Here is a 19,991-nt window from a genome sequence, read left to right as displayed (position 1 = left end):
CTTTGCCTGACTTTTTTATCTTTAACTTAATCTTACTTTTGTTTCTCTCTTTTAACCTTTCCTGACTTTAATTTCTATTTTTTAATCTTATCTGACTTTAGTTTCTATCTTTTAATCTTATCTGTTTCTCATTTCTATGTTTTAATCTTATATGACTCTCGTTTATATCCTTTAGCCATATACGGCTTCAATTTACATCTTTTAACCTTGTATGATTTCCGTTTCTATCTTTTGACTTCATATGATTCTTGTTTCTATATTTTGACCTTAATTTTCCTCTATTTCTATCTTTTCACTTTATTTGATTTCCTTTTTCCTATCTTTTCACTTTATTTAATTTTTCTTCTTCTATTTTTCACTGTACTTAATTCTTTTTTTCTTCTTTTCCATTTCATTTTCTCATGATGTAGTTTTTTCTATCTTTCTTTTTCATCATAACCACTTTTCAGTTTCTTTTTCGTTAATCAACGATTTTTTTTGACTGACTTTTGAATGTTTTAATCTCTAAAATTATTTTGAAATCATGCAATCAGTACAACATATTGAATTATTTTTTCCCGGGAACAAATTTTTACATTCACGGAATAAATTAAAAGGAAAAGTTCATATACATGTTTTATTGAAGAGACTTTAATCCTCACTTTTACTGAATTGAAATTGTTATTATTTTCAATTCTATATTTAACAATTTATGTTACAGAACTCCTCCGAATCATTAATATTCTCATGTTCTTTTCGGGGGCAAGCCCCATGGTTTAGCAATATTTATATATCGGATGTTCTGTATTAGAGGGGAATATCTGTATCCCAGATATTTATAAATATATTCATATTGATATTGAGAATCGTAAGGTATTATTACCCAGAGTTAGTATATTGAATTACTTGTGTAAGCAGGTAAAGAAGGAAAGCTAATATGCACCTCAATCTTGAACCGATTGGTATTATCAAAAAGGTTGCAAATAAGTCGGAGATTTTGATTTATTCTGATTTTGAGCAGGTCATACGGAATATCGTCTCCAAAATAGGAGAAGGAGCGGAAATGGGCCAGAAGCTTCTGGTTATCCATAAAAACAACAGTAAAAAACAGATAGATGGTCACCAGGTCCAGGTTACGAAGGCTACTCTTCTGGAAAGGAAAGGGAATCTGCTGACAATATCCAAAATAGAGGCAAACGAAGACTCTGTAATTGATGTCCGGCTTGATCTGACTGCCTGAAATCTTCCGATTTCGACATATGTCGACAAAATCGCAGATTTCTTCAAATTTTTTTTCTCCTGAATAGCTTATACTGGAATTCCAGTGGTCGAGCCCTTATTTGGAACTCCTGAAAATGGGTTGCTGCAATTTTATATCTCATCTTTCTATATCACAGCTTTCTGTTTACGAGAAGAGTACATCTTATGGAAAGTGTACGCTGGGGAGTACATCTAATGGAATGCGCAGGATCTGACAAGCAGGCACGAGGCTTACATAAAATGAAACAGTCTGTTAAATTTAATATTGATTTTTGCCCTGAGTTCCGGGGAGGAAATTTGATGGCTTTAAAAAGTCTATTTTCTCTTTAATTGTTTTCTCCTCGATCTGACACAAATTATCTTTATGCCTTTTTTACTTCTTTTTCTGGTAAAAACTTCTGTCCGGTAGAGCGTAAAACTTCAGTATACATAAAGCCTATTGTCAAATAACTGGAGATACCTTCAGTAATACATTCTCGCAATAAACCTGCTGGAGATGATTATTCACCTGACAGCAAAAGGGTTAATGATAATAAACAAAAAAAATGCATCACTGTTTGATATAGAGTTTTATTCTGAGGTAAAACATGGGTACGGATATAGGAGATCTGCTCCGGAAAAGAAAAATAGAACTTTCTGACCTTTCAAACCGGGTGGTTGCAGTTGACGCATTTAACACCCTGCACCAGTTTCTGAGCATCATCCGCCAGAGAGATGGAAGCCCTCTGGTTAATTCACAGGGGAAAGTAACTTCTCATCTCTCAGGGCTTCTCTACCGCACAGCCAGTCTGGTTGAGGCAGGTATCAAGCCTGTTTTCGTTTTTGACGGCAAGCCTCCTGAAATGAAAACAGGAACTCTGAATCGAAGGAAAGAAATCAGGGAATCTTCAAAGGAAAAGTGGGAGAATGCAAAAGCAGAGGGCAACCTTGAAGCTGCATATAAGTACGCCCAGGCTTCTTCAAAAGTTGACCCGGACATTATTGAGGACTCCAAATATCTCCTCGATATTATGGGCATCCCCTGGATACAGGCTCCATGTGAAGGCGAGGCGCAGGCTGCGCATATGGTCCTTAAAAAAGATGCTGACTGTGTTGCTTCCCAGGACTACGATTCTTTCCTCTTCGGAGCCCCGACTGTAGTCCGTAATCTGGCTGCCACCGGCAAACGCAAGCTCCCCGGGAAAAATGTGTATGTTGATGTTGAACTTGAAATGATTGAGCTTGAGGAAACCCTGGACGCTCTGGGAATCAACAGAGACCAGCTTATTGATATAGCAATCTGTGTGGGCACGGATTATAATAAAGGATTGGAAAAAGTGGGTCCCAAAACAGCCCTCAAGCTGATTAAAAAGCACGGAAACATTCATGCCGTGCTCCGGGAAAAAGGTATGGAGATTGAAGCTCTGGACAGCATAAAGGAACTTTTTACCCATCCTGATGTTACGGATGACTATGAAATCAAATGGGGAAAACCCGACTCTGAAAAACTCATTAATTTCCTCTGCGACGAGAACGATTTCTCTGAAGACAGGGTGGTAAAAGCCGCAGATCGCCTTAAAGCGGCTTCAGGGGCAAGGCAGCAAACCCTTGACCAGTGGTTCTGAAAGGCTTTCAGGATTGCGGCGAAGAAGGTTTAAGGCTGGCAGAATCTGAACCGGGGCATTCGAGGGAAAAATAAACTCATTCTCACTTACAAGGAGCCGTGGACCTGAGCTTTTTTCCATGAACAGTGGTCTCTTTGCTCTAAAATGGCTTTTACAGGACTGATACTTACTTGTTGATCAGATCCGCCAGGTAGTCAGTCAGGTAAAAAAGAAGTAAAGGACAAGGAGAGGTAAAAGTGCGCTGGTTAAGGCACAGGCTTTATGCCTGGGTGAATATTGCAGTAGATTCAAGGCTTTCTGTTAAGGAAGGGCATGAGATTTCGGTAAGTGTGAAGTAACACTATGCTTCAAAGCCTTAATTAACTTTCAAACGCGTTTGCGCACGTAGACCGGGAGAGTCGGGAGAGATTTTTCACCGGCTTCCGGAAAACGACCCCGACGTTGCCCATGTTAATTCTCCTGAATCCGTATCTCCCGGTAATTTCTCCCGGTAATTAATCCATCTTAACTCTTTTACCAGGGCTTCAGATTTTTCATATTCAGGTTCTGGTTATCTCTGCTCCGCTGTTTTTAGCCCTGGTCATCATCGTGACTCCGCCTACGGTTTCGTCAAGCATTTTCTGGACTTCTGTTTGAAGCCTTCTGCCTTCTTCTTTATTATCCACAAGAGCATAGACCACAGGCCCGAATGAACTTACTCCGGCTCCATAACACTGGCTGCGCAGGAAAGAAGCAATATTCTTTACAAAATCCGGCCAGATAAGGCTCTCCCTCTTGTTAAAGCCGACAGTCTGGACATGATTTATTGCAGCTCCGAAACTCTCAATATCTCCCTCTATTACGGCAGGCATCATCTGCATGAGCACTACATGGGAAATTTCCCTTACTTCCTCTATGGGCAGGGGGCAGAATTTTTTGAATGTATCAATTTCCTCCTGGTCATGCATTCCTTTCTCATTTGGAATTGCTAACAGGATGTCCCATTCAGGGAAATCCTCCCGGAAGAGAACTGGACCGGGAGGTACGCGGCTTGCAGCCGATGGCATAAATCCTCCCTTATCTTTAAATTTGTGTCCTCCGTCAACTATAAACCCTCCTTTCTCAAAAGCAGTTACTCCTATACCTGAAGTTCCTCCTCTTTTTACCGTGAGTGCGAGTTCTCTGACACTCTTCCCAAGCCCGTAGAGTTCATTTACTGCTGCCGCTACTGCCAGGGAAGATTGAGTTCCTGATCCAAAACCCACATGAGCCGGGTACACTTCCTCAACATTGACCCTGATTCCTTTCCCTTCAGGGAGCAGGGTTTTTGCAGCTTTTTCCATTCGATCGGCAAAATCCTGAAGACCTTCAATACTGACTTCCTCGGCTTCTTCTGCCGTAATCTCTATATTCGGAGATGAAAGGGTAAGTCCTGCTCCTCCATCGACTCTTCCGATTTCTCCGTTCATATCAATAAGAGTCATATGAATTCTGCAAGGGGTGGTTATTCTGATCATGTGTTTGTCAATCCCGGACATTTTAAAATTTTATAATATCCTCATTATCTTTACTTTCTATTGTAATTGCTCATATTTAATCTTTTAAAAAAAATCCTGCTCGGGGAGTCTTTCTGGTTCTAAAACTGGGTACAGAAGATTCCGTAAAAAGCTAAGTGTTCTGTGAAAAGAGAACCCCGGTTAGATTGGTAAGTTTACAAAACTAAAAGGGAGTAATAAAAATTTAAAATCACTGATTCTCTTCCGGGCTTCGTTTTCTCATTATTTTTTCTCATCAATGAGATTCATTGTTTATTTTATTCTCTCACTTTTATTTTCTCACTATCAGTGATCTGCCTGTCATCTCTTCAGGTTTTGGGATTTCAAGAAGATCAAGAAGGGTAGACGCGAGATCGGACAGTTTCCCATTCTCAAGGGCTTTTACTTCACCGTTTCCTGTATATATGCACTTTACACGGTTTGAAGTATGAGCCGTATGCGGCTCGCCTGTATGCGAGTTTTCCATCTGTTCGGCGTTCCCGTGATCTGCAGTTATAAGTGCTGCCCCGCCTGCCGTTCTCAGCGCCTCTACAATCCTTCCCACGCAGTTATCCACTGTCTCCACAGCCTTTACTGCGGCTTCAAAGTCTCCTGTGTGCCCCACCATGTCCATATTTGCAAAGTTAAGTATGATCACATCGTACTTTCCTGATTGGATTCTTTTTACTACTTCGTCCGTAACTTCATATGCACTCATTTCAGGTTTGAGGTCATAGGTGGATATTTTAGGTGAGGAGATCAGGCAGCGGTCTTCTCCCGCATAGCATTTTTCCTGTCCGCCGTTGAGGAAAAAAGTTACATGGGCATATTTTTCGGTTTCAGCAATGCGGAGCTGGATAAGCCCCCTGTCGCTCAGTACTTTGCCAAGAACATCTGTTAACTCTTCAGGTGGAAATGCTATGGGCAAATCCAGGGTTTCATCATACTGTGCCATGCAGACATAATGGACTTTCGGGCGTTTCTCCCTTGTGAAGCCTTCAAAGTCGTCTTTTACAAAAGCCCAGGTAAGCTGTCTCGCCCTATCGGGTCTGAAGTTAAAGAAAACTATCGAATCCGTATCCTGTATTACTGCCTCGGGGTTTCCTCCTGAGTCTGTAACTATTGTGGGCTTTATAAATTCATCAGTTTCTCCCCTTTCATAAGCTTCAGAAACTGCAGTTACGGCATCAGAGGTTTTGTATGGCGCGACTCCAAGAGTAAGGGCATCATATGCAAGTTTTGTTCTTTCCCAGCGTTTGTCTCTGTCCATTGCGTAGTAGCGCCCCTGTACTGTCGCTATTTTTACACTCTGGTTTTCTTTACAAAACGCATCAAGCTCCTTGACGTCTCCTAATGCAGCTTTTGGGGGGACGTCTCTCCCATCCAGAAACACATGTATATATACTTTTTTTAGCCCTTTTTCCTGTGCAAGTTTGATAAGGGCATAAAGGTGGGTCATATGACTGTGGACGCCTCCGTAAGAGACAAGTCCTATAAGGTGAAGGCTCGAATTATTGAGCTTCACATTTGAAATTGCATCCAGCAAAACAGGGTTTTCGAAGAAGTCTCCGTTTCTTATAGAGACGTTTATTCTTGTAAGGTCCTGGTAAACAACTCTTCCTGCCCCTATGTTCAGATGACCAACTTCAGAGTTTCCCATCTGGCCCTGCGGCAGTCCTACGGCTTCTCCGGATGTTTCTAACAAGCAGGAGGGACGTTCTTTTTGCAGCCGGTCAAGATTAGGAGTGCTGGCTGCCAGGATAGCGTTTCCTTCTTTTTCCTCCCTGTAGCCCCAGCCATCAAGGATCATAAGCATAAGAGGTCTTCTTGCCTGAGTCATATGAAGGGAAATCCGCACATGTTAATAAATAGATTCCCGTGATCTGGAGACTTCTTATAAAATTAAATGTTATATATTTATGATGTATTGAAAATTTATCTACTGTCCTTAAATATAAGTATTAATAATTACATACTTCTCCAAAAGGTGAAAAAGAGACATCCTGAAAGGGAGGGTGTCTCCTCGTATTATTTATTGGAAGTTCAGGCGAAATCTCCGGTTAACGGGAAGGAGGATTGGATTTTATGAGTCAAAACATTAAAGATGTTATGGACATTCGTGACATAAAAATCAAGGATTTAACCGCAAACCCTGCTCCACTGGGTTTGATGGGGTTCGGAATGACAACTGTGCTTTTAAATATACACAATGCAGGTTTCTATCCGATGAATTCAATGATTCTTTCAATGGGCTTTTTCTATGGTGGATTGGCTCAGATCATTGCAGGGATTCAGGAATGGAAGAAAGGTAATACGTTCGGAGCAACGGCTTTTACCTCATACGGGCTTTTCTGGCTCACACTGGTAGGAATTGTCCTGCTTCCCAAGTCTGAAAGCTATGCAGGGCTGGCCACGGAGTCATTCCCATTTGCTGCATATCTTTTCATGTGGGGAGTTTTCACTCTTTTCATGTTCATAGGCACGCTAAAAGGATCAAAAGCTCTCTCTGTTGTTTTTTTTACCCTTACAATTCTGTTCTTCTTGCTGGCTGCAGGCAACTACCTTGGAAGTGAATCAATACTCGTGATCGCAGGTTATGAAGGAATCCTCACAGGACTTTCTGCAATATATGCAGCTCTTGGCCAGGTGTTGAACGAGGCTTACGGGAAAAAGATAGTTCCCCTCTAAAAAATATTTGCAGATTTCTAAACGTTTATTCCGGGCTTTTTAGCCCTAATTTTTTCTTTAATTTTTTCTCTCCATCATCTCTTCATCTATTCTCATCATCTACTTCTCATCCATTCTCTATCATCTACTTCTTATCTATTCTCTTCATCTACTTCTCATCTCTTCTCCATCATCTCTTCATCTACTTCTCATCTCTTCTCCATCATCTCTTCATCTACTTCTCATCTCTTCTTCATTGTCTTTTTTGTTATTTTTTAGTAACTGCTCAGAGTATAGTTAACGGCGCTCCTATGAGCGCCGCACGAATACCCTCTAAAACAGGTAAACCGTTCTTTTTTCCTGTAGAAATGTACGCCCTAATTCTGCAGAAAGCTTGCGCTCCCATTGCTTTTCTGAAAGTTCCCGATATTTTCTGCTGTAGTTTCATCATCCTGATATCTCTTTCTGCCTGATTATTATCAAATGGAACTTTCAAATCTGTCAGGAATCTCAGAATCTTTTCTTTGTGTTCTATAAACCTATCCAGCAGATTCCTTGATTTTGTTTTTGGATTTTTACCGCGTTTTCCCTGTTTTTCAGGATTTAGAGAATGCGGATTTTCTTCAAGCGCTCTAATGATAATTGCATCAAACCTTTCTTCCAATGCTTTAATTTGCTCAAAATCAGGTTCTCTTAATTGCTCTTTACACTCATCAGTGTATTTCTTCATCTCAGTGAGCAGTTCATTCATCTCTTTAGCCCATGTCTGTTTATAGTTCTCTTCAATTCCTGTAAGTTCTCTCTGTAAATGAGCGTTACACAGAGCATGATCACAATCATAAACGTTGTAAGGTTTCCATCCATCATGAACTGCTACTCCCTTAAACTTCGGAAGAATTCCCATAGCATCTATTGCTTCTGCTCCTCTTTTTGTATGAGCAAAATAACATGTGTATTTTTCATTAGAAGCTACATGAAGCCAGTGTCTTTTTCCTTCAATCTTCATACCAGTTTCATCAAAATTGATTACAGGCGAGGCTAATAACTTCTCTCTAATAACGTTTTCAAATTCCTCTAAATTCTGGAAACATTCTCTTTCTGCTCTAATTATCGTAGCAGGACAGATTTTTATTCCCATAATGTCTTCAAATAACTCAGAAATTCTATCATAAGGAACAAACTGGTAATTTTTACAGTAAATAGCTGAAGCTAAAATATTAGGGCCATACTGAACCGGATATTTCACTGATTCGGGAAAAACGGCTTTATTCAACTTTCCACAACAAGGACAGGTTTTAATCTGACTTTTATGTTCTGTAACAATTAGATTTACGGGAGGAATGTCAAAGACCTGTCTTCTCTCATAAGCTTCAACTTCAACATTCTCAAGGGTAGATCCGCATTCTTTGCAGCAGGTCAAAGAATGTTCTATTACCTACTCAGGATGATCAACCATATCAAGAGTCGTGCCTGGATGACCTTCCTGACCTCCAGGTTTCTTCCCGCTTGGTTTACGCAGACTCTTGGGATTAGGTTTCTCTTTGACAAAATAATCAGTAGAAGGAGGTCGACTGCTGTTACGACTGTTTTGATTTAAACGAGATTCTAAGGCTACAAGTCTTTCAGTGAGTTCTTTAACTTGAGATTCTAAACTCTCAATGTAAGCTACAATAATTTCAGGATTTGAAGCACAGTAAGAAAGAATCTCATCACGTTTCATAAAGCTAAAAAGGAATCATTTTATATCCAATTTTTCCTCGGAACGAGGAAAAATGTGTAGCCTCGTTAAGGCTACCTGAATAGTTACATTTTTTATTCTCTATTTTTCTGCAGTCTTTCAGTCCGGCAATACTTCTCAAAGAAGATTCTTTTCATACATGTGCAGGATTTTTTAATAAATTACTTATTTTTTAACACTCATTTAACTTTCTATATTACCTGTGGTCAAACCAGGAAAAAACCAACGAGGATGAAGAATGGATCTCAAAATCGACTGGAATGAACTCTGGAAAGAGAAAATGGAATTGCAAAGTAAAACAAAAACGAATACCGATTGCACAAATATGTGGAAAAGCCAAAAAAGTGCAAAACGTTTCTGGGATATGACTCAGGAAAATAAAGGCAGGGTTGAAAAAACTCTATCCGGAATGGCTCTTACTCCTGAGTCCAGAGTACTCGATATAGGTGCCGGCCCGGGAAGCCTGGCAATTCCTCTTGCTGAGACGGTTGCACATGTGACAGCAGTCGAGCCTGCAGAAGGAATGATGGAGATACTGAAACAGAACATGGAGACCTATGGGACCAGGAATATTGACTGTGTTTATAAAGACTGGGAAGCTGTTGACGCAGGGTCTGACCTCTGCCCTCCTTATGATATTGTATTCGCGTCATATTCACTGGGCATGAAAGATATCCGGGCTTCAATCCAGAAAATGATTGACGTATCTTCAGGATATGTTTACCTTTACTGGTTTGCAGGCGACACATCCTGGGATATTCATTCCCGAAAGCTCTGGCCTATCCTTCACGGCTGTGAGTACAGGCAGGGCCCGAAGGCAGATGTCCTTTACAACGTACTCTACGATATGGGCATCTATCCGAATATGAAGGTCTTTTCTTTTGAACATAATAACCGGTTTGAAAACATTGAAGAAGCTCTTGAACACTTTAAGCCTCAATATGCCGTATCCTCGCCTGAGCAGGAAGAAATACTCAGGTCTTACCTTCTGGATGTGCTAGAAGAAGAAAATGGAGCCCTAGTGCAGAAAGGCAAAAGCACAAGGGTGAAGATGTGGTGGAAGGTTTCTTCTTTTTGAAAAAAAATGAGGGCGTTTTTAGCCGTTCAGGCTTGCCCTCATGTCACAATATCTTTATCACGAGCAGCTCTTATCTTTTTGAATATTTCCATCACAACAATAATTGTGGCGGCAATTACGAAAAAGCTGAACCAGCTCTGAAATGTGACCGGGCTTATACTGAGAAGTCCCTGCATGAAAGGTACTTGCATGGCTAAAATATGAAGTGCCTGCATCATAACCACGCCTATGACCAGGAAGTAATTATTCCTTATAGGCACCCGGAATGCGGAACGGTACTCAGAACGGCAGTTGAATACATGGAAATTTTCGAAGAGAACCATCAGGAGAAGCAGGAGGTTTCTTGCCCAGTTTTCTTCGTAGCCTTCTCCAAGTAGCCACATCCAGACTGCAAACGCTATCATCCCTATAGTTGCTCCTGAGACCAGGGTCTCTTTTATCATCAGGTTATTAAAGATCCCTTCTTCGGGTTCTCTCGGTTTTCTGTACATCACACCGGGTTCACCTGCTTCAAAAGCCAGAGCCACCCCCTGAATCCCATTCGTAACAAGATTCAGCCAGAGGAGCTGGACTGCGAGCAGAGGTATTGGTAAACCTACTAAAAGGGCAAGTATGAACAGGATAACCTCCGAAAGCCCGGTTGAGATGAGAAGAAGTGTAACCTTCCTTATATTATCATAAGCGACCCTTCCTTCCTCGACTCCTGCAACAATAGACGAGAACGTATCATCGGTTACAATCATGGATGAGGTATCTTTCGCCACATCGGTTCCTGACCCCATTGCCACTCCGATATTTGCCCGCCTCAGAGCAGGGGCATCATTGACACCGTCCCCTGTAACTGCAACAAAATGCCCTCTTCTTACCAGTGCATCCACAATCTGCATCTTCTGAACCGGTGTTACCCTCGCAAACACCCGGATTTTTTCCAGGGTAGTCATGAAAGTGGGAAGTTCAGGGTCACCAAGGTCTTCTATCTCTCTGCCTGTGAGCATTTCTTCCCTGGAATCGGTGATTCCAAGCTCTCCGGCTATTGCAAATGCGGTTTTCGGGTGGTCCCCTGTAATCATTATTACATCAATTCCAGCCTTTTTACAGGTCCGGACAGCTTCATTGACATCGGGCCTTAATGGGTCTATAAAAGCTGCAATGCCCAGGAATGTGAGTTCTGGCTTTACATATTCGAGCTCAGCCTCTTTACCTATTTCTCCCTGGACCGGACCCTCAGCCACAACCAGTGCACGGTACCCTTTCTCCATAAGGGAGTTCAGCTCCCTGTTCAGGGAATCAGGGTCAATAGGGACTTCCCCTCCTGCCGTGTACATTTTCCTGCAGTAAGGAAGAACAGCTTCCATTGCTCCTTTAACAGCTACCCTGATGTGGTCGCTTTTGTCTTCCTTGTAATATACAGCAGCGTACATTCTTTCTGATTCGAAAGGCACTTCGGCAACTATTTTCACTTCTTTTTTTGCTTCCTTTGGATTTATGCCTATCTTGGACGCAAGGGAGAGGAAAGCCACATCTATAGCATCCCCATGGTGGACCCATTTCCCCTCTTCCTGATAAAGTGTGCCTTCATTACAGATCACAGCAGCCCGCGCAAATTTTTGAAGCCTTTCCATGTCTTTTGTCTCTGGAGTGCTTCCCTTTTCCTCTTTTATCTCCCCTGAAGGAACATATCCCTCTCCAGAAACTTCAAAATAGTTTTCCGGGGGCAGCAGGACTTTCCTGGCAGTCTGCTGGTTGACTGTGAGGGTTCCGGTTTTATCGGTTGCTATTGTGGTACAGCTTCCCAGGCTTTCCACTGCAGAGAGCCTGCGGACAATTACATTCCTCTTTGCCATCCGGGTGGAAGCAATGGAAAGCGCAACTGTTACTCCAACGGGAAGACCTTCAGGGATAGCTGATACGACAAGGGCTACTGCAAGGAAAAAAACTTCTATGGGTGCAGTCCCCTGTGAAAGGGCAACCGCGCTCATAACAGCACTTGCAGCAATAACAATAATTCCTATTTTCTGAGCAAACTCCTCCATCCGTATAAGAAGAGGAGGTTTTGCAGATACCGTTTCCGTGACTGCGCGTGCAATCATACCTACTTCTGTTCGGCTGCCGGTTGCGGTCACCACTCCACAGCCTCGTCCGGTAATTACGGTACTTCCTGCATATGCCATATTGCGCCGGTCGCTTACTGGAATATCTTCCCTCATTATGTCCGCAGTCTTCTGCACAGCCTCGGATTCACCGGTAAGGAGTGACTCATCAATAGTAAGATTAGTAGCACGAAAAATGCGGATATCAGCAGGAACGCGGTTTCCTGACTCAAGAAGGACTATATCTCCCGGAACCAGTTCTTCAGCCGAAATCTGGCTCTCGGTTCCCCCTCTCCTTACCCTGGACATTATTTTCAGGATGGTCTGCAGCTGTGATGCGCTCTGTTCTGCTTTCCATTCCTGGATGGTGCCGATTACCGCATTGATTATTACCACAAGGAAAATAAATGCAGCATCTTTGATGTCATCAAGGAGAAGAGATATTACTCCTGCTATAAGAAGAATGTAAATTAAAGGGCTTTTAAACTGATGGATAACTATTTCGGCAATTCCCGGAGGTTTCTTTGAAGGAAGTGTATTTCTTCCATATTCTTTAAGCCTGATTGCTACTTCTTCGGGATCAAGCCCCCTGGAAGACGTTACAAGCTTTTTGAATATCACTTCGTTTTCCAGAGAATACCACGAAGTAGTTTTTGAATGGCTTTCTGAAATCTCTGTCTCAGAGTACTTTTCCTGAGATGGGTTATTCTTCCCTTTTTCCTCCGGGACCTGTTTGTTTTCTTCCCCTTCAGATACATCTGGATCTGATAAAAACACGCTTGTCACCTCTCAAAATTTTTCCCACAAATTTCGCTTCCTTGCGAATTTACGCCAGCTTCCTGTTTTTAAGTCAATCACAGATTTTGTTATTCTTACTCAGGAACGATAGTTTGTTATTTTTACTCAGGAACGATAGATACAGTAAAAGTTTCTTCAGATGCAATTTTTCTGTGTCCTTAAATCAACTGAATCAGTTGAGACCAGGGACTTCATCAATGAAGATCAAATATCGATTTTTACAGCTTAAATGACCCGATATTCTCTGTAAAACCGATTTGCCTGTTTTTCTCCCTTTCATCACATATGTTGCTTATTATAAATCTAATTTTGCTTGTTTGCAGCTTTTATTTTTACTTTTTATTTATTTTTGTTTTATTTTTATCGCTCAACTTCCTGGATGCCCTTTCGGATATAATTATAATCCGGAACTATAACTACTAAATATATTTTGCGAAATCAATTTATATCTATTTTTCTGATGTGCCCTGAATAAAATCGGATTTAAGTTTAAGAGGAGACACTCTTTATCTGTCTTGACTGTGATTTATCCGGACTTTAAGGGCTTTTCAAATGTATAATCCTTTAAAATGTATAATCCTTTAAAATGTATAATCTTTTCAAATGTATAATCCTTTAATATGTGTATCATGGAAAGGAGAACCATGGTTACGCTGATATTTTCTTATTTCTGCTCCCTGCTTTTATTACAATATAGAAAATATATCTCATCGTTGCGAAGGTTTCAGCCCGGTAATAAGCCTGGTTTGAGTACCTGTCCTTTTTTCGCAAAGTTTAAACAGTTTTTTAAAATGATCGCTACCCCATCTCAGCACCAGGTTAATCCATAATATATGTTTTTCTGCTCGTTCGGGCCATTATGACCGGTGCCCCGCAGCTTTTTTATCCGTTATATCAGAAAAAATTTCTGTATAAATATAATTGTTAGTTTCTCTTTTTACTCGTTAGTTTAATCGTATACAATTTTAATAGTGTCTTATCTGTTATACGTATCTGTCTATATTATATCGAATTAATAATATTTAAAAGTCAAACTTTATTAGTTTCATGAGCTTCAATGTATTTTCTGGAAGTTTTGGACAGATTTTCAAGCGTAGTAGAAAGAATTCTCATGAATACAAAAATGAAAATGCTACTTTTGAACTGATAAAAAGTTCTATTCTAGTTGCATTCTCCGGTGCACTAAGAATACACCTTGCCTTTCTATTGATGTATATTCAATCGAATATACTGGTCTGTATCGCAGGTGGTCTAATTATTTATACAGTTTACACTCTTGACAGAGCTCTGGGATCTGAAGAAGACTCGGTAAACCGGAAGGAACTTAATGGGTCGAATAAAAAAGTCGGACTCACAGTCTCACTGCTGGCTTTCATGGTGGGAACTTATATCCTGGCAGGAGAGGAAATGCTTCCACTTGCGTTCATACCTTTCGTAACCGGATATCTTTACAGTAAAGGCATTAAAATAGGCAAGTTCGCTTTGAAGCTTAAAGGAGGGCTTGGGGTAAAAAATATTGTTGTGGGGCTTACATGGGGTATTTTCATTGCAGGGCTTGCAGGGAGCGGGTGCAGAAACCTTATACCCGTTGTTCTGATTTTCATCTTCTTCGGCGTCAAACTCTTTATTAATTCTACGATCTACGATTTTAAGGATATTGCAGGAGATACTCTTGCAGGTATCAATACCCTTCCAGTAAGCCTGGGAGTAAGGAAAACCCGCAATCTCCTTACTGCCATGCACCTCTTTTCCCACCTTGTAATAGGGGTCGCCCTTATTCATGGAGCTCTCGCTTTTGAACCTCTTATAGTCCTCTATAGTTTTGTTTGCGGACTGATATGCATCCAGAAATTTGCACACCCGGAATACGAAGAATTCCCTTCACAGAAAATGGAAAGAACTTTGCTTGTTGACGGGGAATCCACATCCATTACGGGGCTGAGAATTGCGGGATATCTGATTGCATAAAGATTAATCGCCTGAAAGTCCTCGAAAACTTTCCCCGGATCTGCATCTGGAGCTTGAATCCGTATTTAATATATCACAAAAAACGCTAATGATATTCCTGGAATAACATGTCCAAAAAATGAAAGTATCTGGAAGTACTTTCATGCTAAAAAATGAAAATATCTGGAATATTTTCATGCTAAACTGATAACATGCAGAATCAGTCGAATACTCTATTACAGGGTGGTCAAATATACTTCAAAAGTGTCAGGCTGAAGATTCCCCGGTCTTCAGCTGTTTCTATCTGTTTTTCTTTCAGTTTCTTATGGGCTGCAACTTTACATTATTCTGAAACCCGGCTTACAGAGTTTTAATTTCGACTGCATTTTCTTTGTAATATTTGAAAAGGTCTTCTCCCCATTTTATTGATGAGGAATCAAATCCTACAAGATCACTTCTGGGGTCAAAGGTCCCGTTTTTGAAAAAGAGAGAGAGTGATAGGAATCTGTCCGTTACGACAAAAGCTACCTTGGCAGTGTCGTAAACATGGAAACTTGTGTGTTTGAACTTGAGATACTCTTCGATTTCAGCGTTATGCTCGTTTTTTATTTTAAAAAAGACATTTGGCGTAACAATTATGGAAATCGGGATATTCCTCCGGGCCATTTCGAGAAACATCGCTGGATAACTTGGAAGGAAAATGGACGCAAAACCCATAAAACGGTTAGAGGCCGGGACATTATCCATGAATGCTTTGTGAGAGTCGTAAATATGTTCATGTTCGTCTTTTATGATCCTGCATTCCTTTAGCTCCTGAATTCTGCTTAACAAAGTATCAGGAACTGCTGTAATGTCATGGTCTCTCCAGAAGTCTTCATTTGTTTCTATGGCCGTCAGAGTATCAAGGAAAGGTTTGTAATATATAGCTGCCACTTTCCCCAGGGAAGTTAATTTATACACTCCTTCCTGCCTGACAATCATATTCGAGTTTTCCATTTCTTTCAGGCGAGGTAAAATCTCAGGTGATCTTACATCGAAGTAGTCCTTAATCTCCGAAAGAGTTTTAGGGTTCTCCTGAAGTAAAAATAGAATATCTTTTCGTTTTTCAGAAAAGGTCAGGATGCTTAAAAGTCCAGTCGATTTCACACTTATCAGCCCATGTATTATAATGCTGTTTCTGGAGTAATATGAAAGTTATTACACTGATATAAGCTCTCCAGTTTTATTTGCAGGAGAGGCAATCTTATTTTTTTAATTCCTTTCATCTTTTATATTGAATTGAGGTTACGGTTATGTCAAGGTGATATAATATTGCTAGAATGGTATACGAATTCAATATATATTATCTTTTTTAAGAGTATATCTTATCTTTAATAATTTTTTCTGACATTCAGATTTTTTGTGTACCAGTATTTCGAAAATGAAAATTTCCAATTAGCAAAACATTGGCTTACTTCCAAAAGAAATATCGTATCTCACTGATATAAAGTTATTCTATCAATATACGGCTTAAAGCGGTTATTAAAAATGTAAATTAAAAATCAGAGATAAAAAATTGATACTTAAACCCTATTGTCTGATAAATTCTTTATAAAAGTATATTAATATTATATGGTTAAATCTCTAATTATTTATATTAATAATTTGACAAAGTATTCAATTATTGGCGGCGCGACCGGTTATCAGTAGTACATACTCAGCTGAATACCATAAAACGATTATAGTCCCGCCAATTTTCTCTTTCAAGTCATGACATTTCAGGAGACAGATCTAAAATTAGGCGTATCCTGCCCCTGTACGCAGGAGTACTCATGTTTTATTCTGGACTCAGTTATACCTGAGTCCTCTTTGTCTCTATTTTTTTCAGTGAAGGAAATGCCGCATTCCTGTGAAAACAAGGGCAACTCCAAGTCTGTTTGCAGTAGCAATGACCTCATTGTCCCTTATCGAGCCACCAGGGGAAACGATATAGCGGATATTATTCTCGGCTGCATGGACCACGCTGTCATCAAATGGGAAGAAAGCATCTGAAGCCATTACACATTCTGACATAATCTTCTGGCAGTATTCTTCAAAGGGTACAGCAGGCTGCTCACGTTCGTAGATTACTTTCAGGTTTTCAACTGCTTTTGTGGCTGCCAGTTTACGGATGGAATCTACCCTGTTAGGCTGCCCGGCTCCCATTCCCAGAACCATGAAATTCCCTGGTTCATATTCATAAGCAAGGATCACGGCATTGGACTTTGTAGCTTTACATGCTTTAAGGCAAAACTCCGAGAGAGCACGCTTATTTTCAGGATAGGGTACTTCAGTAACAGACTCCCATTTTTCGTAGATCCCTATGTCCCGGCTCTGCTTGAGCATGCCGCCTATGACGTATTTGTAGGTGTATTCCGCTCCGAACCCTTCCCTGAGGTCAGGAAGTTTCAGGAGCCTCAGATTTTCGCTTTTCTTTTTCAGGTATTCAAGTGCATCGGGCTTGAAATCAGGGGCAAGGATAATTTCTACGAATTTCCCGTTCAAAAAAGTTGCAGCTTCCAGGTCAAAAACCTCGTTTGTGCAGATTATACTCCCATAAGCCGAAATAGGGTCCCCGTCCCAGGCAGAATGCAGCGCCTGAAGGAGGGACTCTCCGGTAGCAAGTCCGCATGGGTTATTGTGTTTTACTATTGCTACGGCAGGGGAAGCGTTCCCGAGTTCTTTGACAGTCTGTAGGGCGTTGTCCGCATCCACATAGTTGTTATAGGAGAGTTCTTTTCCATGAAGCTGGATGGCTTTTGCCAGACTCGGACCTTTTATTGCAGAGTCTTTATAGAAATATGCTTTCTGGTGCCAGTTTTCTCCATAGCGAAGCTTTACACCGTCAGCAAATTTCAGGTGGAGAACTTCTTCCCCAAGAAGGGTCCTGCTAAGATATGTGTCAATTGCCGCATCATAGTCGGCTGTGTGCCTGAAAGCTTTTACCGCAAGTTCAGCACGGGTTTTATCAGAGATTATCCCGCTTGAGCGCAGCTCCTTAAGGATACGCCCGTAGTCCGAGGGGTCAGATAACACCGTCACTGAGCGGTAGTTCTTGGCTGCGGAGCGGAGAAGGGTAGGGCCTCCGATATCTATATTTTCAATGGCTTCTTCAAGCTCCACATTCTCTCTGGAAACGGTTATTTCAAAGGGGTAAAGGTTTACGGCTATCAGGTCGATAAGGGAGATGTCTTCTTTTGCAGCTTCCTCCATCTGTTCTTTGCTTTCCCGGAGGCATAAAAGTCCTCCATGAATTCTCGGGTGGAGGGTCTTGACTCTTCCTCCCATCATCTCCGGGTAGCCTGTGACTTCCGAAACATCAGTAACCTCAATGTCTGCATCGCGAAGGATTTTCGCGGTCCCGCCTGTTGAGATAATTTTCACGCCAAGTGCTTCGAGCCCGCGTGCAAATTCTACAATTCCTGTCTTGTCTGAGACGCTGAGCAATGCCCTTTTTACCAAAAAATCACCAATATACTTGGTTTAAAAATTATTAGCTATAAAACTTATGGTTTACACATTATTTTATTTGAAAGAGGTTTTTTCGTTGAAAAAATCAGAGTTAAACTCCTTAAATGCAACATTTATGTTAACATTCTGATATAGTCCTTCAAACACGTTGTTCTTTAACCTTTTGGTATTTTTGAATGATATTTTTTCACAAATATTCCATTTCTAATCGCTCAGAAAGAATGTTCAGGTTGAATACTTATCTCTGGAAATCGAAAGGATAATGAGTGCAGGAAGGGTGGTATTTTATTATTCTCACCTTAGCCTGTTCCATATTTTTAAGCTTTATTTATTATTTTGCTTTCAAGATCTATTTTTAAGAAATAGATACAGGGGATGGGGATTCAATGGAAAAGGAATATGATATTATAATTATCGGGACAGGGACTGCAGGCAGAACTCTGGCAGGCAGGGCAGAGTCTTCTGGAATGAAATTTGCCATTATTGACTCAAGGGAGTACGGAGGCACCTGCCCTCTAAGAGGATGCGATCCCAAAAAAGTTCTTGCAGGCGCATCGGAAGCTACAGACCTGAATAACCGGCTTAAAGGCAAAGGCGCAGGGACAGAAGAGCCTTTAAAAATAGACTGGCCTTCACTTCTCCGATTCAAAAGGACGTTTACTGAAGCCTATCCCCGCGAAGCTGAGAAAATGTTTGCGGATATGAGGATTGATATGTATCACGGGAGAGCCCGGTTTAAGAACGAAAATACCGTAATTGTCGGGAATGATGAACTCAAAGGAAAATATATTTTTCTTGCAACAGGCTCAAAGCCGCGTAAACTGAAGATTCCTGGAGAGGAATACCTCACAACAAGTGAGGAATTTATGGAACTCATGGAGCTCCCTGAAAGGATTATTTTTGCAGGAGGCGGGTATATTTCCTTTGAATTTGCACACATTGCCAGGCGGGCAGGGGCTGAAGTCCTGATCCTGCACAGAAGTGAAAGGCCTCTGGGGGCATTTGATCCTGATCTGGTGGACATGCTTGTCCGGGCTTCCGAAGCGGCTGGCATAAAAATACTTACAAACAGGCCGGTGGTGGCTGTTGAAAAAGCAGGTGACGGTTTTCTTGTCAGGACTGAATATAAAACCGAAACAGGGTCGGAAGTCCAGGTTTTCAATGCGGACATGGTGGTAAACGGCGCAGGGCGGGTTCCTGATATTGAAGACCTGCAGCTTGAGAATGCTGGAGTCAGGGCTGAAAGAAAAGGGATTATAGTCGATAAGCATATGAGAACATCAAATCCCCGGATTTATGCAGGGGGAGACTGTACTGCCGAAGGAATTCAGCTTACTCCGGTAGCAACTCTTCAGGGAGAAGTTGCAGCTGCTAATATTTTTGACAGAAACGGGGCTGAAGCCGATTATACAGGAATTCCAAGTGCAGTATTTACCATCCCTGTGCTTGCTTCCGTTGGAATCAGTGAGGAAAAAGAAAGTGATAAATACAGGGTTATTTTCCGTGACCGCAGTACATGGAGCACTACCAGGAGGGCAGGGATGGAATTTGCAGCTTCAAAGATAATTCTCAACGAAAAAAATGATCATATAGTGGGAGCCCACATCCTGGGACCCAATGCCGAAGAAGTTATCAATATCTTTGCCATGGCAATGCGTCTCGGGCTCAGGACTTCGGATATAAGGAAAGTTGTATTTACCTACCCGACAATATGTTCCGATATTCGGTATATGCTGTAATTCCGGTAGCTTTAAAGACTGTCTTTTTCTTTTATCTGGTCCGAAAAACTTAGAAACAAAAAACGTCCCATACTTTTACAGATATATT

At 41.1% G+C, this 19,991-nt stretch carries 11 protein-coding genes and 1 pseudogene; 6 read left to right on the top strand and 6 right to left on the bottom strand.

The window, feature by feature from the left end:
* Positions 1–916: 916 nt before the first annotated feature.
* Entirely contained in the window at positions 917–1,219 is a 303-nt protein-coding gene (locus M886_RS01715) for a hypothetical protein (protein ID WP_011032857.1), read from the top strand.
* Positions 1,220–1,826: 607 nt separating this feature from the next.
* On the top strand, positions 1,827–2,843 hold the full coding sequence (gene fen / locus M886_RS01710; protein WP_048050537.1) for a flap endonuclease-1: 1,017 nt from the start codon (positions 1,827–1,829) through the stop codon (positions 2,841–2,843).
* Between the two features lie 539 nt (positions 2,844–3,382).
* On the opposite strand, the gene M886_RS01705 is transcribed toward fen, so the two are convergent.
* A complete protein-coding gene (locus tag M886_RS01705; protein ID WP_011032855.1) occupies positions 3,383–4,339 on the bottom strand; it encodes a beta-ribofuranosylaminobenzene 5'-phosphate synthase in 957 nt (318 codons plus the stop codon).
* A gap of 310 nt (positions 4,340–4,649) precedes the next feature.
* Positions 4,650–6,197 (bottom strand): 2,3-bisphosphoglycerate-independent phosphoglycerate mutase, encoded by a 1,548-nt coding sequence (gpmI, locus tag M886_RS01700; protein ID WP_048050536.1) that lies wholly within the window; start codon positions 6,195–6,197, stop codon positions 4,650–4,652.
* Positions 6,198–6,442: 245 nt separating this feature from the next.
* Between gpmI and M886_RS01690 the strand changes: the two genes are divergently transcribed.
* On the top strand, positions 6,443–7,045 hold the full coding sequence (locus M886_RS01690; protein WP_048050534.1) for an acetate uptake transporter: 603 nt from the start codon (positions 6,443–6,445) through the stop codon (positions 7,043–7,045).
* A gap of 265 nt (positions 7,046–7,310) precedes the next feature.
* On the opposite strand, the pseudogene M886_RS01685 reads toward M886_RS01690, so the two are convergent.
* A pseudogene (locus tag M886_RS01685) lies at positions 7,311–8,744 on the bottom strand (IS66-like element ISMma14 family transposase).
* Positions 8,745–9,000: 256 nt separating this feature from the next.
* Between M886_RS01685 and M886_RS01675 the strand changes: the two are divergent.
* Positions 9,001–9,840: a class I SAM-dependent methyltransferase gene (locus M886_RS01675; protein WP_048050533.1), complete on the top strand. Its 840-nt coding sequence runs from the start codon at positions 9,001–9,003 to the stop codon at positions 9,838–9,840.
* Positions 9,841–9,878: 38 nt separating this feature from the next.
* Here the strand turns inward: M886_RS01675 and M886_RS01670 are convergent, their stop codons facing one another.
* Positions 9,879–12,707 carry a cation-translocating P-type ATPase gene (locus tag M886_RS01670; protein ID WP_048050532.1) on the bottom strand — a complete coding sequence of 943 codons (2,829 nt, stop codon included), beginning with the start codon at positions 12,705–12,707 and terminating at the stop codon, positions 9,879–9,881.
* A 1,068-nt stretch (positions 12,708–13,775) separates the two neighbouring features.
* Between M886_RS01670 and M886_RS01665 the strand changes: the two genes are divergently transcribed.
* A complete protein-coding gene (locus M886_RS01665) occupies positions 13,776–14,696 on the top strand; it encodes a UbiA family prenyltransferase (protein WP_048050531.1) in 921 nt (306 codons plus the stop codon).
* A gap of 339 nt (positions 14,697–15,035) precedes the next feature.
* Here M886_RS01665 and M886_RS01660 read toward each other — a convergent pair whose 3' ends face one another.
* A complete protein-coding gene (locus tag M886_RS01660) occupies positions 15,036–15,821 on the bottom strand; it encodes a helix-turn-helix transcriptional regulator (protein WP_048050530.1) in 786 nt (261 codons plus the stop codon).
* 717 nt (positions 15,822–16,538) lie between these two features.
* Positions 16,539–18,155, bottom strand: coding sequence for a bifunctional phosphoribosylaminoimidazolecarboxamide formyltransferase/IMP cyclohydrolase (gene purH, locus M886_RS01655; protein WP_011032848.1), 1,617 nt, complete (start codon positions 18,153–18,155; stop codon positions 16,539–16,541).
* Between the two features lie 395 nt (positions 18,156–18,550).
* On the opposite strand from purH, the gene M886_RS01650 reads away from it, so the two are divergent.
* Positions 18,551–19,903: a dihydrolipoyl dehydrogenase family protein gene (locus M886_RS01650; protein ID WP_048050529.1), complete on the top strand. Its 1,353-nt coding sequence runs from the start codon at positions 18,551–18,553 to the stop codon at positions 19,901–19,903.
* Positions 19,904–19,991: the final 88 nt, after the last annotated feature.

The sequence above is a fragment of the Methanosarcina soligelidi genome, assembly GCF_000744315.1.
GTDB lineage: Archaea > Halobacteriota > Methanosarcinia > Methanosarcinales > Methanosarcinaceae > Methanosarcina > Methanosarcina mazei.
Note: the sequence above shows the minus strand (reverse complement) of the source record. Positions and strands in the feature narration are given on the sequence as shown.